Origin of the sequence: Eubacterium sp. MSJ-33 (assembly GCF_022174665.1) — a bacterium.
Taxonomy (GTDB): domain Bacteria; phylum Bacillota; class Clostridia; order Lachnospirales; family Lachnospiraceae; genus Coprococcus_C.
Genome location: NZ_CP076562.1, coordinates 2,785,046 through 2,800,532, shown reverse-complemented (window position 1 = coordinate 2,800,532; position 15,487 = coordinate 2,785,046). Strand labels below are relative to the sequence as shown.

The 15,487-nt window shown below is 43.8% G+C and carries 15 protein-coding genes; 2 read left to right on the top strand and 13 right to left on the bottom strand.

The genetic code is table 11. The features are described 5' to 3' along the window. Window positions 1–14: 14 nt before the first annotated feature. The 3 genes from KP625_RS12975 to KP625_RS12965 are packed head-to-tail and all read right to left on the bottom strand — an operon-like array spanning window position 15 to window position 2,331. Entirely contained in the window at window positions 15–737 is a 723-nt protein-coding gene (locus KP625_RS12975) for a hypothetical protein (RefSeq protein WP_238298316.1), read from the bottom strand. Between the two features lie 17 nt (window positions 738–754). Continuing rightward, window positions 755–1,678 (bottom strand): alpha/beta fold hydrolase, encoded by a 924-nt coding sequence (locus KP625_RS12970; protein WP_238298314.1) that lies wholly within the window; start codon window positions 1,676–1,678, stop codon window positions 755–757. A 14-nt stretch (window positions 1,679–1,692) separates the two neighbouring features. Then, window positions 1,693–2,331, bottom strand: a complete 639-nt coding sequence (locus KP625_RS12965; RefSeq protein ID WP_238298312.1) for an endonuclease III domain-containing protein — start codon at window positions 2,329–2,331, stop codon at window positions 1,693–1,695. A 196-nt stretch (window positions 2,332–2,527) separates the two neighbouring features. Between KP625_RS12965 and KP625_RS12960 the strand changes: the two genes are divergently transcribed. Then, the gene (locus KP625_RS12960; protein ID WP_238298310.1) at window positions 2,528–3,061 is read left to right on the top strand and encodes a TetR/AcrR family transcriptional regulator; all 534 of its coding nucleotides are present in this window, start codon (window positions 2,528–2,530) and stop codon (window positions 3,059–3,061) included. 358 nt (window positions 3,062–3,419) lie between these two features. After that, on the top strand, window positions 3,420–4,199 hold the full coding sequence (locus tag KP625_RS12955) for an AraC family transcriptional regulator (RefSeq protein ID WP_177970612.1): 780 nt from the start codon (window positions 3,420–3,422) through the stop codon (window positions 4,197–4,199). Here KP625_RS12955 and KP625_RS12950 read toward each other — a convergent pair. From KP625_RS12950 to pfkB (KP625_RS12905), 10 genes are all read right to left on the bottom strand, one after another. Next, window positions 4,196–6,034, bottom strand: coding sequence for an ABC-F family ATP-binding cassette domain-containing protein (locus KP625_RS12950; RefSeq protein ID WP_238298308.1), 1,839 nt, complete (start codon window positions 6,032–6,034; stop codon window positions 4,196–4,198). The two genes, KP625_RS12955 and KP625_RS12950, sit on opposite strands and share 4 nt — an antisense overlap. 56 nt (window positions 6,035–6,090) lie before the next feature. After that, window positions 6,091–6,900 carry a glutamate racemase gene (gene murI, locus KP625_RS12945; RefSeq protein ID WP_177970614.1) on the bottom strand — a complete coding sequence of 270 codons (810 nt, stop codon included), beginning with the start codon at window positions 6,898–6,900 and terminating at the stop codon, window positions 6,091–6,093. A 242-nt stretch (window positions 6,901–7,142) separates the two neighbouring features. After that, the gene (gene ptsP, locus KP625_RS12940; protein ID WP_238298306.1) at window positions 7,143–8,765 is read right to left on the bottom strand and encodes a phosphoenolpyruvate--protein phosphotransferase; all 1,623 of its coding nucleotides are present in this window, start codon (window positions 8,763–8,765) and stop codon (window positions 7,143–7,145) included. A gap of 45 nt (window positions 8,766–8,810) precedes the next feature. Further along, on the bottom strand, window positions 8,811–9,068 hold the full coding sequence (locus KP625_RS12935) for an HPr family phosphocarrier protein (RefSeq protein ID WP_238298305.1): 258 nt from the start codon (window positions 9,066–9,068) through the stop codon (window positions 8,811–8,813). A 366-nt stretch (window positions 9,069–9,434) separates the two neighbouring features. Next, window positions 9,435–11,372: a PTS fructose transporter subunit IIABC gene (locus KP625_RS12930; RefSeq protein WP_238298303.1), complete on the bottom strand. Its 1,938-nt coding sequence runs from the start codon at window positions 11,370–11,372 to the stop codon at window positions 9,435–9,437. A gap of 17 nt (window positions 11,373–11,389) precedes the next feature. Next, on the bottom strand, window positions 11,390–12,316 hold the full coding sequence (pfkB, locus tag KP625_RS12925; RefSeq protein ID WP_238298301.1) for a 1-phosphofructokinase: 927 nt from the start codon (window positions 12,314–12,316) through the stop codon (window positions 11,390–11,392). Further along, window positions 12,313–13,062: a DeoR/GlpR family DNA-binding transcription regulator gene (locus KP625_RS12920; protein WP_238298299.1), complete on the bottom strand. Its 750-nt coding sequence runs from the start codon at window positions 13,060–13,062 to the stop codon at window positions 12,313–12,315. Before KP625_RS12920 ends, pfkB (KP625_RS12925) begins: the two co-directional genes overlap by 4 nt. Before the next feature lie 226 nt (window positions 13,063–13,288). Next, window positions 13,289–14,320, bottom strand: a complete 1,032-nt coding sequence (locus tag KP625_RS12915) for a GGDEF domain-containing protein (RefSeq protein WP_238298298.1) — start codon at window positions 14,318–14,320, stop codon at window positions 13,289–13,291. A 25-nt stretch (window positions 14,321–14,345) separates the two neighbouring features. Continuing rightward, the gene (locus tag KP625_RS12910) at window positions 14,346–14,486 is read right to left on the bottom strand and encodes a hypothetical protein (protein ID WP_238298297.1); all 141 of its coding nucleotides are present in this window, start codon (window positions 14,484–14,486) and stop codon (window positions 14,346–14,348) included. Window positions 14,487–14,537: 51 nt separating this feature from the next. Then, window positions 14,538–15,446, bottom strand: coding sequence for a 1-phosphofructokinase (gene pfkB, locus KP625_RS12905; protein ID WP_238298296.1), 909 nt, complete (start codon window positions 15,444–15,446; stop codon window positions 14,538–14,540). Window positions 15,447–15,487 lie beyond the last annotated feature (41 nt).

Sequence of the window (15,487 nt, the reverse complement as noted above, 5' to 3'; positions counted from 1 at the left end):
CCAATACCCATTCCTCACTTTTGTCCAAATATTCTCTGATATCCGTAGTTTAACTTCTGCTCCGGTTCCATGGCAGCCGCCATCTCCTGCGTATCCATTCGTACCTGTATCTGCCGCGCTTCCTGCATGCGGTTCTCACATTCCATATTTCCGCAGTTCATGCAGATTCCCTGACACTGCTGCCCGGGATTTTCAGAAAGTAATGCGAAAAACACCACACTTTTCGATGGCTGTAACACGCCATATTCATTTGCCGTGATATCATTTTCCTGTCCAATCTCTGCCGGCTGTCTGCCATATACCTCTGCAAGCAGCTTCTGCATGCTATCGAGAGGAATTTCCTCTCCGACAAACACATATCGTTTTACATAGCGGCGATGGAATTTCGGATAGCTCTGATTGAAATCCGCATACATCTGCAGAAGCAGCTCATTTGCCACGCACTCCACCATATAGCTTTCTGATAGTGCATGTTCCCGCTCGTAATATTCCTGCAGACGATCCACACCTTCCCCGAGCGTCATCGCCACAAGTGCGGACTGTTCCGCATCCAGAAGCGGGACCCCTCGCATACGTGTGTTGATCCGATAAATTGCATACGGTGCCATGTAAGTTCGAACCTTCTCATACACTTGCTGCAACGGTTCCTTTTCTTCTGTGGAAAAATGATATTTGCGCATCACCTGCTCGACAAATGCATCCTTATTTGATTGTTCCACTGCCATTCTGACTTTCATAGTTCCACTCTTACCATTTATTTTTTTATAAAATCATATATGTCTTGATATACCCGTTTTCTGCCTTTTTCATTCAGAATTTCATGACGCATCCCCTTATACATCGCGCCCCGGACATCCATATAGCCAAGATCCTTCATAAAATGAATCGCTTTGCCAAAATCACTCGGACTGATCGCACATGGGTCATCCTTTCCGGAGAAGAACTTGATTGGCAGATCCTTATGCTTCATCTGCCAGCCATCCTTGCTGTATGTCTCCTGCAGAAGGTAGACCAGATTCTCATAGCCATCGAGTGTAAACGTAAAATTACAATACCGGTCGTTGTTGTATTTTTCTACCGCATCCCGGTCGGAATTAATCCAGGCATGTTGCAGTTTCTCCTTCTTAAACCGTCTCTCATAGCTCGAATTCATCATAATATGATCCATAAGCTTCGAATGCTTCCGTCTGCCCTTGCAGGCACGCAGTATCTTCAATAACCGTAGTCCCGGTACAATGCCATGCCGCATCGAAGGACTTCCGACAATTACCGCCTTGTCAATCTCATCATCATACCGTTTCAGATAGCAACGGGCTACAAGAGACCCCATACTATGTCCAAGCAGAACATATGGCACATCACCGACACTCTCCTTGATCAGCTCTGTCACCTGATGTGCATCTTCGATCAAACCGTCGTATCCGGCATCATAGAAATATCCAAGATCTGCATCACTCACGACACTGCTGCCATGTCCGCGATGATCGTGAATCACACACAGATACCCTTTCTCTGCCAGAAACTTCATAAAATCATAATATCGTTCCTTGTGTTCACACATCCCATGCAGAATCTGTACCACACCGATGATTCTTCCTTCCGGTGCAACCGTCATCGCATGAATTTCAAGCTTATCTGCATGTGAATGAAATTTAAACTCTCTATACTTGACTGCCATTTATAGCCTCCTGTCTATTTAACACCACATTTCTTACAAATATCCTGCAGACAGCACACATCACAATGCGGCTTTGTACGCGCACTACACACATCTCTGCCATGATATACCAGTCGATGACACAAATCACTGCCCTCTTCGGGTGGAATAATCTTCCACAACGCCATCTCAACCTTCTTCGGATCCTTCTCACCATCGACAAGCCCCATCCGGTTCACCAGTCGAATGCAATGTGTATCGGTCACAATTGCCGGCTTGCCAAACACATCACCCATGATCAGGTTTGCACTTTTTCTCCCAACGCCCGGAAGTGCCAGCAATGCATCAAAATCATCCGGTACATTGTCCTGATATTGCTCATGCAACACTTTCATGCAGGCACAGATATCCTTCGCCTTACTTTTCCCAAGTCCACACGGTCGCACAATTGCCTCTATGTCTTCCGGCTTCGCTTCTGCCAGTGCTGCCACGGTTGGATATTTTGCATATAAATCCTGTACCACAATATTCACTCTGGCATCCGTACATTGTGCCGCCAGGCGCACTTCCACCAGTAGCTTCCACGCTTCATCATACTCCAACGTACAAGCGGCATCCGGGTATTCTTCCCGCAAACGTTCTATAATTATAGCTGCTCGTTGTTTCTTCGTCATTGCATAGTTTCTCCATTATTTTATCTTTTTTATCATACCAAATTTCCCAGAAAATGAAAACCTTTTTCTCTTGCGTTTCATCCTTTGTTTTTGTATCTTGACGTATTCTATTTTACCTATGTATAATATTATAATCAGGTAAAGTAATTGACACATTTTTGTGTATCGTCAAATTATACAATTGGAGGAAGCAGATATGGATTTACGCATACAAAAAACGAGACAGAACATTTTTCAGGCATTTATTGAGCTTCGGGAAAAATATCCATTAGAAAAGATTACAGTAAAAGAACTGACTGAACGTGCGCAGATCAGCAAACAGACTTTTTACCTTCACTACCGGGATATGTTCGATCTATCTGAACGTATTGAGCAGTCTATGATTCAGGAGATGTTAAAAGAACTTCCGTATCCGGAAAACATACTGACCCATACCGGTGAAGTCACAAAACAATTATTTCAGAAAGCAATCGATCAGGGGCATAACTTCCGGGTTGTTTTTTCCGGTTCCCGCGTAAGTGCATTAACAGAAGGGCTGGAAACATCTTTAAAAAACGCCTTGTATACCAAATGTCCAAATTACCGTACAGATTTACGCGCCAACATATTAATAACCATCCTGGTACAAGGTTGCTACCATGCATATGAACAATACTCAACGATTGATCAGGATCGTGTTGTTTCTATCATCAGTAAAATTGCGGATGAAATTTCAAACGAATGCAAATAAAGAAAAAATCCGAAAAGCAAAAGCGGTCAACTTGGGGATAGTTGACCGCCAGCTGCGTTATCAAATAACGCGAAGGAGAAATGTGTGTCTTGTGACACTAATATGAATCTTGGGGGGATTCTATATATATAAAGCATTCTCATGCTTTATACCAATTTTATAAGACTTCTTTTCTCTTTTGTCGATTCGTCTCTACACGAGTTCTCTTTTGTAGAAATGTATCTCATGAAGTCTATGGTTGTATAATACAGATTTTTTTTGTTTTTTTATATCAAATATATGTCTTTTTTTGCACTATTATGATATACTATAAAAAAATTTATATACATATTATAAACAAGATTTTAAAGGAGATTTTATGAACATCGATAAAGAAGTAAACCTGAAATTATTTCAGCAACAGCAGGAGCAGAGCCGGCATCTTGACTACGAAAAAGAATTCGGCATCTATAAAGCAATTGCGAACGGAAATATGGAAGAAGTCAAAGCCCGACACAGAGAGTATGAGGAGCACAAGGGGTATACAACCGGCGACGATAAAAACGGGGTTCTATCCTCCGATCCATTGCAGAATGCAAAGTACCATTTTGTAATTCTGGCAGCGATGGTGAGCCGCTTCTGTGCACAGTATGGTCTTCCTCGTGAAATCGCCTACAGCATGAGTGACATCTTCATTCAGCGGGTTGATGTCCTAAAAAAGAAGGAAGAAGTTGACAAGCTGCAGACCGAGATGATTATGAGTTATACAAAAGCAATGCAGGAAAACCGAAGCAAAGGTATTTACTCCAAACAGATTGTGAAATGTGTCGACTACATCCACGCGAATCTGCAACAGGAACTTCGGCTGGAAACAATCGCCGAATATTTGAATATGAACCCAACCTATCTTTCAAGACTGTTTAAAAAGGAAATGAATGTCTCCATCTCTTCCTACATAAAAACAGAACGGTTAAAAACAGCTGCACATCTGTTACAATACAGCAACTACTCCATCTCTGAGATTTCGGAATATTTGAACTTCTCCTCTCAGAGCCACTTCACAAGTTCTTTTCAAGATTTATATGGTCTGACCCCGAAGAAATATCGTGATTTGCACACCAGTTGTGAATCACCGGATCTGGATAAAGACGGCAATTAATGTTCCGATGACTGTGCTGCAATCTGTGCAGCCAGATCTTCCAGATACATCCATCGATCCATTTTATCAGCCAGTGTTCCTTCGAGCTGTTCCTGCTCTTCATAGAGCCGTTGCAGTTCGATGGAATTGCTGGCATTTTTTCCCATCGCTGTCCTATTTGCTTCTATCTTCTGCTCTAATTCCGCAATATCTTTCTCTATCGTATCGTATTCCCTCTGTTCCTGATAGGAAAACTTTATTTTTTTTGTTCTTGGTTTTTCCTTCCAGTTGTCTGATTTACCTGTTTTCGTCTCCGCAGTCTCTATTTGAGCTACAGTCGTTTTCTCCACTGTCTGCTGTTCATACAGAACACGTGTCTCATAATCGGTATAACCGCCCTCACTCTGCCAGAGTGTTCCATCCGGTCGGAATGCGAAAATACGACGTACCACACGATCCAAAAAATAGCGGTCATGACTGACTGCAACAACAATTCCCTGAAAAGAATCCAGATAATCTTCCAATATTGTAAGTGTCGTGATATCCAAATCATTCGTTGGCTCATCCAAGATCAGAACATTTGGTGCCGACATCAAAACCTTGCACAGATACAATCGTCTGCGTTCTCCACCCGATAATTTACCTATCAGGCCATACTGATCTTCTCCGCGAAACAAAAAACGTTCTAACAATCTTGCCGCAGTAATCCTGCCCTCATCTGTCTCAACATATTCTGCCACATCGCGGATATAATCAATCACACGCTGATTCGGATCCATGTCCTTACCAAGCTGAATCTCCTGTGCAAAATAACCAATCTTCACTGTCGGACCAATCACAACGCTTCCGCTGTCCGGTTCTAACATTCCCTGCATGATCTTAAGCAATGTACTTTTGCCGCAGCCATTCCGACCGATGATTCCAATCCGGTCGTCTTTTAGAAAATGGTATGTAAAATCATGGATGATTGTCTGGTTTCCAAAGCATTTTTCGATATGATCAAGCTCTACCGTTGTCCGTCCGAGTCTTGAAGAGACAGAACCGATTTCTACCTGCGCATCCTTCACCGGAGCTGATTTGCCCTTCATCTCCTCGTAGCGTTCCAGTCTCGCCTTCTGCTTGGTTGAACGTGCTCTGGCGCCCCGCTTTACCCATTCAAGTTCCACACGGAGAATGGACTGCCGCTTACGTTCCTGTGCATCCAAGATGTCTTCGCGGAGCGTCTTTCCCTCCAGAAATCCTGAATAATTTGTTGCATACGAATAAATCTGTCCTTTATCCACCTCAATAATCCGGTTTGCCACACTGTCCAGAAAATAACGGTCATGGGTTACCATAATGATTGAGCCTTTGTAAGCACGCAGTTCACTCTCTAACCATGTCGACATCTCACTGTCCAGATGGTTTGTCGGCTCGTCCAAAAGTAATATATCCGCTTTCGCAAGCAATGCAGATACGAGTGCCAGACGTTTGCGCTGTCCACCGGATAAGTGTCCGCATGTTTCGTCAAAATCTGTGATGCCAAGTTTCGTCATCATCGTCTTTGCTTCACTCTCGATTATCCAGTGATTCTCCGCCGTCGCGTAGCCTTTCACAACTGCCTGCAACACGGTGTCGGTTGCTTCAAACTCCGGTGTCTGCGGTAAATATTGTACTGTATAATGATTAGCGAGAATAACTTTGCCAGAATCCGGATGTTCCATACCTGCAATTATCTTCAGAAGGGTTGACTTTCCGGTTCCGTTGATTCCGATAATTCCTGCCTTTTCGCCCTCCTGCAAATAAAAAGAGGCTTTATCAAAAAGTTTACGCTCGCCATATGCTTTTGTAATTCCATCAACAGTTACGATATTCATGTGATTGCTCCTATTTCTATTCCAAATCCATATACTGTATTGATTTACTATTTCTATCATTCATAATCCGGCAGATTTAATAACTTTTGACTTAGATCTATAAGTTCCTGTCTGCCAGATGAGTTTATTATTGTTACGTTTCCTTTGTGTTCGTCTGTGCGTAGCAGGCCCTGTACTTTCAAGCGGCGCATGAGTTCACGGGAGGTGCCAAGGCTGCCATCGATCAGATGAATGTCACGGTCCCCAAGGAAATGGCGGAGTTCTTTTTTCAGGAACGGATAGTGCGTACAGCCAAGAACGATGGATTCTGTGTCATCGGTCAAGACAGGGGAAAGCTTCTCTGCGAAATAGTCATCTAATTCCTGTCCATCCAGATCTCCATGCTCGACAAATTCCATCAGCCCATCACACTGGACGGGAACGATGTCTGCCTGTTCCCGGTACTTTGCTAAGAGGTTCTGGAATTTTTCCTGTTTGAGTGTCATCGGAGTTGCCATCACCAGGATTCTTCCGCCATGGCTTTCTGTTACTGCCGGTTTCACAGCCGGTTCGATTCCCACGATCGGAAGTTCCGGATATGTATTTCGCAGCAGACGGACGGCTGCACTTGTCGCTGTGTTGCAGGCAACTGCCAGTCCTTTGATTCCCATATCCAGCAGTTTTTCCACTACTGCAAATGTCAAATCCCGGATTTCCGCCTGCGGTTTTACACCATAGGGTGCATGCAGGGAATCCCCATAATATATAAAATCTTCCTTCGGCATCAATTTTACGGCTTCGCGCAATACGCTTAATCCGCCAAGCCCCGAATCCATAAATCCGATTGGAAGTCTTTGTTTTTCCTGTAATTTGTCTGTTTCTGACATGTTATAACCTTCTTGTCATATTTAATGCTGCCACACGAAGCGTGACTGATTACACACGCTTTATTCATTTGCATTGCCATGCCCATTTTACCACAGATACCTATACTTATACAAACGAAAAATCGCAAGGCATATATGGAACAGTCCTTACACCTTGCGATTTTATCAATATTTGCAGGCAATGAACTTCTGAGTCAAAAGATATAGCCAACGCCGATTGCCCTAAAATGTATAATTGCTTTTTATTTGGTTGTATCTGTGCTACGAACCTTATCCCTTACCGGGAATATCATAGATGGTGATACCGAAAGCTCATCAATTCCCATCTTCAGGAAGGTTTCTGTAAGTGTTGTATCGGCACCAAGCTCGCCACAGATTCCAACCCAGCAGTTTTCTTTATGTCCATTGTCGATCACCATCTGAATCATGCGTAAGATTGCAGGATGGTGGGAATCGTAGAAATCATCCAGCTTCGGATTCTGACGGTCGATTGCAAGCGTATACTGTGTCAGATCGTTCGTTCCGATACTGAAGAAATCAACTTCTTTCGCAAGCTCTGCACTCATCATCACAGCGGCCGGCGTCTCAATCATGATACCCTGCTCGACATCTCCGTACGGAAGTCCCTGCGCATCTAACTCTGCTTTCACTTCGTCGACGATTGCATGAATCCTCTGCACCTCTGATACGGAAATAATCATCGGATACATGATGCCGATATTTCCGTAATAGCTTGCACGGAAGATTGCGCGAAGCTGTGTCTTGAATATCTCCGGCTGTGTCAGGCAGATACGGATTGCACGGTAGCCCATCGCCGGATTATCTTCCTTATCCAGATTGAAATAATCCACCTGTTTGTCGGCACCGATATCCAATGTACGGATAATGACCTTCTTGCCTGCCATATTCTCCGCAACTGTTTTATATGCCTGAAACTGTTCTTCCTCTGTTGGAAATGTATCGCTCTCTAAATACAGGAACTCGCTTCGGAAAAGTCCGATGCCCTCTGCATCATTCTGCAGGGCAGATGCCACATCCGCAACACCGCCGATGTTCGCGTACAGCTTAATCTTCTTTCCATCGAGTGTGATGTTTTCCTTACCTTTCAGTTCCTGCAACAGCCGTTTCTTCTCTTCGGCCTCCTGCTTTTTACTCTCGTATTCTTTCACAACATCATCGGTTGGCTCTACATAGACACTGCCATTGTAGCCATCGACAATTGCGAATTTTCCATCAACCGCTTCTTCGAATCTGACACTAATCAGCGCCGGAATATTCATCGTCCGCGCCAAAATCGCTGTATGGGAATTCGTTGAACCATGTCTTGTCACAAACGCAAGCACCTTCGATTTGTCAAGCTGTACCGTCTCACTCGGTGCCAGATCGTCTGCTAAGAGAATCACCGGTTCATCACCATCTAATACACTGTCTTTCTTTCCCTGCAGAATCTTCACAACGCGGTTGGAAATATCTTTTACATCCGCGGCGCGTGCCTTCATATAATCATCGTCCATCGCTGCGAACATGTTCGAGAAATTATCTCCTGTCGCCGCAACAGCATACTCGGCATTGATTCCCTGATTCTCAATCATGTGCGTGATTGCTTCCACATAATCAAGGTCATCCAACATCATCTGATGTACATCAAATATCATCGCATTGACTTCTCCGACTTCCACCAGTGCTTTTTCGTAGAGTGCCTGCAGCTGTTCCTTTGCTGTTTCCTTTGCCTCTTCGAATCGTTTTACTTCTGCGGCAGTGTCCTCGATCTTTACACGTTTGACAGTACTTTCATCCTTGTTATATACGGAGATTCGACCGATTGCAATTCCGCCAAATACACTTTTTCCTTTTAATTCCTGCATACTCTCACCCGGCTGTATAAGACCTTCCCTTTCTTCTTAAATCAATTACAGATTCTCGTTCATAAATGCTGAGAGTGCTGCGATTGCTGCATCCTCCTGCTCACCGTCTGCCTGCAGGATTACTTCCTGTCCCTGCTTAGCACCAAGGCTCATAACGCCCATGATACGCTTTGCGTCAACGCTTCTTCCGTCCTTTGCGATTGTTACCTTGCATGGATAAGCGGCTGCAAGCTTTACAAGCTGTCCGGCCGGTCTTGCGTGAATTCCCTGTGCATCTGTGATTACATAACTAAACTCTCTCATAATTTTATTCTCCTTTTCTTTTTTGAGAATTGTAAAAGGTACACCTCATTCTCTCTCCACATATATCCTAAATACAGTTCACGCATATAAATGTATTGAAACTAAGAAATACTAAATGTTCTGCTACGCCTGTTCTATCCGTACGAAACCGCTGCCAATTCGCCATCCATGGCTCAGTGGCAGCTTACCTGAACATCGTGTTCAGGTATTTCTGATATTGTTCAGAACATTAAGTATTTCTAAGTTCCAAACATATCTATATGCTGCGAATCTGTATTTGAATATATGTGATAAGCATATTGGATTGTACCTTTTCCAATTCTAATTTTTCTCTTATATAAAATTCTTCGGTCGTGTGACCTTCTATTATGCGGCTACTTTCTTCTTTAATACTCCGAGCAGGAGTGCGGAGATGATACTTCCGACTACCAGTGCGACAAGATACATTGCAGCGTGTCCGACAACCGGGAATACGAAGATTCCACCGTGAGGAGCCATCAGTGTACAGTTAAATGCTGCGGAAAGTCCACCTGCAACACCAGCACCGACTACACATGCCGGGATGACATGTAACGGATCCGCTGCGGCGAATGGGATTGCGCCCTCTGTGATGAAGGAAAGTCCCATAATAAAGTTTGTAGGGCCTGCCTTGCGTTCCTGCTCTGTGAACTTGTTCTTGAACAATAAGGATGCGATTGCAATTGCGATTGGCGGAACCATACCTCCGATCATAACCGCTGCCATGATATCATAATTTCCGGCTGCAATCTGCGCTGTACCGAATACATACGCTGCCTTGTTGACCGGGCCTCCCATATCGACTGCCATCATCGCACCGAGCAATGCACCAAGCAGGATAATATTGGCACCACTCATGTTCTTCAAACCATTATTCAATGCTGTATTGATAAATCCGACAACCGGTTCAATCACAAACACCATACCTGCTCCGGTAATCAGTAATCCAAACACCGGGATCAGCAGGATTGGCACCATTCCTTCCAGTGCAGAAGGAAGCTTCGAGAAAATCTTCTTCAGCAATAATACAACATAGCCTGCTATAAATCCGGCAGCCAGTGCGCCGAGGAATCCGGACTTTCCATTTGCTGCAATGGCACCACCTAAGAAACCAAGTGCAAGTCCCGGACGATCCGCAATACTCATCGCGATAAATCCAGCGAGGATCGGCAGCATAAAACTAAATGCCACTCCACCAACCTGAGCCTTTAAGAAATAAGCAACTGGTGTCAATGTACCGAAGTTACTCTTTACATCCGCAACAGAACCATACTTGTCAATCAGATACTGTGGAACATGATTTAAGTCAACAAGCAATCCATCAATCAGAAATGCAAGTGCGATCAGAATACCTCCGCCAACGACAAATGGTAACATATGCGATACACCATTCATCAGATGCTTATAAATCTGATGTCCGATACTTTCTTTTCCATCGGTCTCTCTGCTTTCTACTGCATCACCGCCTGCTTCGTAGACAGCTGCTTTGCCTTCGGCTGCACGGGTCAGTAATTGTTCTGCCTTATTGATACCATCTGCCACCTTGCAGATAATCACCTTCTTACCATGGAAACGATCCATCGGCACCTGTGTATCAGCGGCAACGATGATTGCATCAGCTTCCTTGATTTCCTCTGCAGTCAATACGTTCTTGGCACCGCCGGAGCCTCTGGTCTCCACCTTAATCGCATAACCGAGTTCCTTTGCCTTCTTCTCCAATGCCTCGGCTGCCATGTACGTATGTGCGATTCCGGTCGGGCATCCTGTCACTGCTAAAATCTTCTTTTTTGCCTCGGTGATGGTCGGAATCTCATCCTTTTGCTTCGCATCACCATTTTCTGCCTTGTCAATGATACTTAAAAATTCGTCTACCGTCTTTGCAGATTTCAATGCGTTCGTGAAATCCTCGTCCATAAGAAGCACGGATAACTTGCTCAGTACATCGAGATGGACATTGTCAGCGGTATCCGGTGCCGCAATCAGGAACAGCAGATGTACCGGTTCGCCGTCTAACGAGTCGAAATCCACGCCATCCGGGATTACCATCGCTGCAAGCCCTGCCTGCTTCACGGCTGCTGACTTACAATGTGGAATCGCGATTCCTTCTCCGATTCCGGTTGTTCCTTCTTCCTCTCGTGCATACACACCTTTCTTGTATGTTTCCACGTCGGCAATCTTGCCGCTTTCTGCCATCAAAGCAACTGCACGATCCAGTGTTTCTTCCTTTGAGTTTACCTTAGCTCCAAGGTAAATGCTCTTCCTGTCTAACAAATCTGTAATTCGCATATGCAACCCCTCCTTCATCATCTATTGCCGAAAGTTTTTATATACAAACCCTCGACTTCTTGTTTTGTTGCAAGCTCTTCCGAAAATGCACTCGCACTTCCGGTACATACGCCCATTTCAAATGCGTTTTTATACGCATCTGCTCTGCCATCTGTAATCAGATATCCGGCAATAAATCCGGCTACCATCGAATCTCCGGCACCTACGGAATTTTTTACCGTTCCTTGTGGTGCCTCCGCCCGGTACTCACTTCCGTCCTCGGCAAGCAAAACCGCGCCATCACCTGCCATGGATACGAGCACATTCCGCGCGCCCTGCTCCTGCAGCTTCTTCGCATATTTGCATACATCGTCTTTGTCTTTGATCTCCACACCGAAAATCTCGCCGAGTTCGAAATTATTCGGTTTGATCATAAACGGCTTATATGGAAGCACATTTACCAGAAGATCTCTTGTCGCATCTACGACGATTTTCAACTTCTTGTCCTGCAGACGCTTCATGATATCCATATACGCGGACTGCGGCATGCTCTCCGGAATCGAGCCTGCCAGAACAAGTATATCGCCCTCCTGCAAGGTCTCTAACTTCTGATATAACAACTCCAATGCATCTGCGGAAATCTTCGGTCCCTGTCCGTTGATCTCGGTTTCCTCCTTCGCGCGGATCTTGACATTGATCCGTGTCATGCCTGCATCCAACTCAATAAAATCACTTTCCACGCCTTTTGCCCTCAGCATGGATTTCAAAACCTCTCCGGTAAATCCGGCCGTAAATCCAAGTGCCTGATTCTCAAATCCAAGATTCTTCAATACCATGGATACATTGATTCCTTTTCCACCCGGCAGAATCTTCTCCCCACTGGTACGGTTGACATATCCAAGATTCACGCAATCCAGATCCTGCACATAGTCGAGAGATGGATTAAATGAAACAGTGTAAATCATACTCTCACCTCCGTGATATTCTTCATTCCTCTGTACTCATTATTTTCAATCTTCGTTGTAATTATCCTTGCAGACTTGAATTCCGCAAAACTTATCGAACAAATCTCACCGAATTTACTGCTGTCGCACAACACATAGCGTTCCTTCGTCTTCTGCATGGATTTCTTCTTCACCATTGCTTCTTTGACATCCGGTGTAGTGAATCCATTGCCCTTTGTCACGCCGTTCGCACCCCAGAATCCTTTCGTGAAGTTGTATTTATCCAGAGAAATAATTGCTTCTTCTCCAACGATTGCTTCTGTGACCGGCTTAAACTCACCGCCAAGGATATATGTCGTATAGCCCTTCTGTGACAAATGCTTTGCATGTGCAAATGAGTTTGTGACGAATATCACATTCTTCGCTGTGATATAGTCGATCATCAACTCGGTTGTCGTTCCGGCATCCATATACACCACATCCTGATCCTCGATCAATGCTGCCGCATATCTGGCAATCTCAATCTTTTCTTCCCGGTTGATCTCCTTCCGGTATTCCACCGCATCATCCTTCACATGGAAGCTTCCACCGATTGCCATCGCACCTCCATGTACCTTCACCAGTCTGCCTTCCTTATCCAGTGCGTTCAAATCCCGTCTGATGGTGGACTCGGAAATATCAAGAAGCTGCATCAGTTCCTGTACGGAAACGCTGTGTCTTTGTTCTACCGCTGCAAGTATCGCCTGCTGTCTTTCTTCTCCTAACATGTTTCTCCTTTCCGTCAAAATCGTTCATTTTGTTCCAGTTTCGTTCAACTTTTCTATATAATAACGTCATTTTCAGTCATTGTCAATCATTTTCTTTCATTTTTCTACCTTTTTTAGTCAATTTCCAATCAAATTCCGTCAAAATGCAGTCATAAAAATAATGTGCATAAACTATAGCAAAAAAAAAAGAGACTTTACGCCTCTTGCTTTTTTTTCACTCCTCCGATTATTTTCCTGTATGAAACTTACGTTTTTCCTCATACATTTTTTCATCCATACGCATCAGAAATGTTTCCGCATTATCCCCTTCTCCAAATTCTGTGCACCCCATAGCCACGCTTAATGTAAACGGTTCATCCTTACACTTGTTAAATTTGGCAAGATTACTATTTATCTCATTCATCGTAGAGAAAACGCGCTCTTTATCAACATCTGACAACAAAACGATAAATTCATCACCTGCATATCGAATTGCCATTCCTGTATCCAATATAGATTTAAATAAAATATTTCCCATTACACAGATAGCACGATCACCTATATTGTGTCCACAATTATCATTTATATGTTTAAAATTATTAATATCCATCATAATTCCATGTAATGGTCTTCGGTTCGTATTTTCTCTTTCTGCAAGCACCGCATTAAAATATCTGCGATTAAACAGTCCAGACAGTTCATCCATATATAAATTTTCCGCATAAGACTGCATTTGTACAAATGTCAATGCTACTGCAACCAGCACCCATGATGTTGTTATGCCATAACAGAAAAACTGAATCAGCACGCCTACCACACAGGGACCAACGAAAAACAGTATCGGGAAAAAGTTCAAATTAACCCCCTGCTTTTTGGAATGATATACCGAATATATACTATACGCAAGATAAATCATAAGTGAAATATATCCAAGAATCGCGCCTTCGCATCTCTGATATTCATTGTTTGCTGATATTTTAAAAATGAACTCCGTACCAAAAAGATTATATAAAACAGCTATAACTTCCACAATCCACGGAATCATTATGACTCCAACTTTATGGAATATCCTTTTATAGTTCCTGTAAATACGGAGTTGTACATATATACACCACAACAAACCGATACTTACCGTTCCAACAAAACACAAACTGCTAGAAATATAATTAACTACTCTGCCACCTGTTAAATCCTTTCCATCTACCATAAAGGAAACCGTCTCAGCCAATGCTCCAAGCAAATTTACAATTGCCATTCCATCATATATCTTATCTTCCATATGAAGAATCTCTCTGTTTTTTCGTCTACAAATCAGAAGAAAGCTCATCATCAGTATAGTTATTCCATTTGCCACCAATATTTCTTCTATATTTATCATTTATTTTATATCCTTTCCCCCCGACCATTATACTCACGGTTTGCAAAGCATTTTCTATATTTCTCACAACTCTCCATAAAAAAGCACAATCCAAACTGGACTGTGCTTTTTATTATAATTACGCCATCTGTGTCTGAAACAGCGTATCGATCTCTTCTTTCGTTGCAAGCTCCTCGGAAAATGCACTGGCACTTCCGGCACAGATACCAAGCTTCAACGCATACTCGTAATCATCGCGCTCGATATAACCTGCCAGGAATCCGGCAAGCATTGAATCACCGGCACCTACAGAGTTCTTCACCTGTCCCTTCGGTGCGGCTGCGCGGATCACTCTGCCATCCTCTGTCACAAGGACTGCACCCTGATACGACATGGAGACGAGCACATTTCTCGCGCCACGCTCCTGCAGCTGCTTCGCATACATCTCTGCCTGATCCATCGTCGTTACTTCCACACCGAACAGGTTTCCAAGCTCGGTACGGTTTGGCTTGATTAAAAATGGGTGATACGGAAGAACATTCGTGAGCAGTTCTCCGGTTGCATCCACGATAATCTTGTTATTATTGTATTGCAGCATCTGCATGATATCCATATATGTTGTCTTGGACATGCAGGCCGGCAGGCTTCCCGCAAGTACCAGATAATCATCCTGATCCAGATAGCCAAGCTTCTCATAGAGCTCTGCGATATCCTCGCTCTTGATCTCCGGTCCCTGTCCGTTTACCTCTGTCTCATCGCCACAGCGCATCTTGACATTGATACGCGTCAGTCCATTTGCAATATCAATAAAATCCGCATTCATATTCCGCTGCATCAACAACGCTTTCAAAGCTTCCCCGGTAAATCCTGATGTAAAACAGATTGCACGGTTGTCGATACCGAGATTCTGCAGTACGATTGATACGTTGATGCCCTTGCCGCCCGGCAGAATCTTCTCACCTGTCGTACGATTCACCTGGTTGCGTTCGAATTCCGTCAAATCCAGAATATAATCCAGCGACGGGTTAAATGTTACTGTATATATCATATTTTTCCCTTTCTCTCTATGAGTAGATCCCGAACCAATAC

What these genes read in the sequence shown, in the direction of transcription:
- KP625_RS12975 (WP_238298316.1), bottom strand. Translation starts at nt 737, where the DNA reads ATGAAAGTCAGAATGGCAGTGGAACAATCAAATAAGGATGCATTTGTC.
- KP625_RS12970 (WP_238298314.1), bottom strand. Translation starts at nt 1,678, where the DNA reads ATGGCAGTCAAGTATAGAGAGTTTAAATTTCATTCACATGCAGATAAG.
- KP625_RS12965 (WP_238298312.1), bottom strand. Translation starts at nt 2,331, where the DNA reads ATGACGAAGAAACAACGAGCAGCTATAATTATAGAACGTTTGCGGGAA.
- KP625_RS12960 (WP_238298310.1), top strand. Translation starts at nt 2,528, where the DNA reads ATGGATTTACGCATACAAAAAACGAGACAGAACATTTTTCAGGCATTT.
- KP625_RS12955 (WP_177970612.1), top strand. Translation starts at nt 3,420, where the DNA reads ATGAACATCGATAAAGAAGTAAACCTGAAATTATTTCAGCAACAGCAG.
- KP625_RS12950 (WP_238298308.1), bottom strand. Translation starts at nt 6,034, where the DNA reads ATGAATATCGTAACTGTTGATGGAATTACAAAAGCATATGGCGAGCGT.
- murI (WP_177970614.1), bottom strand. Translation starts at nt 6,900, where the DNA reads ATGTCAGAAACAGACAAATTACAGGAAAAACAAAGACTTCCAATCGGA.
- ptsP (WP_238298306.1), bottom strand. Translation starts at nt 8,765, where the DNA reads ATGCAGGAATTAAAAGGAAAAAGTGTATTTGGCGGAATTGCAATCGGT.
- KP625_RS12935 (WP_238298305.1), bottom strand. Translation starts at nt 9,068, where the DNA reads ATGAGAGAGTTTAGTTATGTAATCACAGATGCACAGGGAATTCACGCA.
- KP625_RS12930 (WP_238298303.1), bottom strand. Translation starts at nt 11,372, where the DNA reads ATGCGAATTACAGATTTGTTAGACAGGAAGAGCATTTACCTTGGAGCT.
- pfkB (WP_238298301.1), bottom strand. Translation starts at nt 12,316, where the DNA reads ATGATTTACACTGTTTCATTTAATCCATCTCTCGACTATGTGCAGGAT.
- KP625_RS12920 (WP_238298299.1), bottom strand. Translation starts at nt 13,062, where the DNA reads ATGTTAGGAGAAGAAAGACAGCAGGCGATACTTGCAGCGGTAGAACAA.
- KP625_RS12915 (WP_238298298.1), bottom strand. Translation starts at nt 14,320, where the DNA reads ATGGAAGATAAGATATATGATGGAATGGCAATTGTAAATTTGCTTGGA.
- pfkB (WP_238298296.1), bottom strand. Translation starts at nt 15,446, where the DNA reads ATGATATATACAGTAACATTTAACCCGTCGCTGGATTATATTCTGGAT.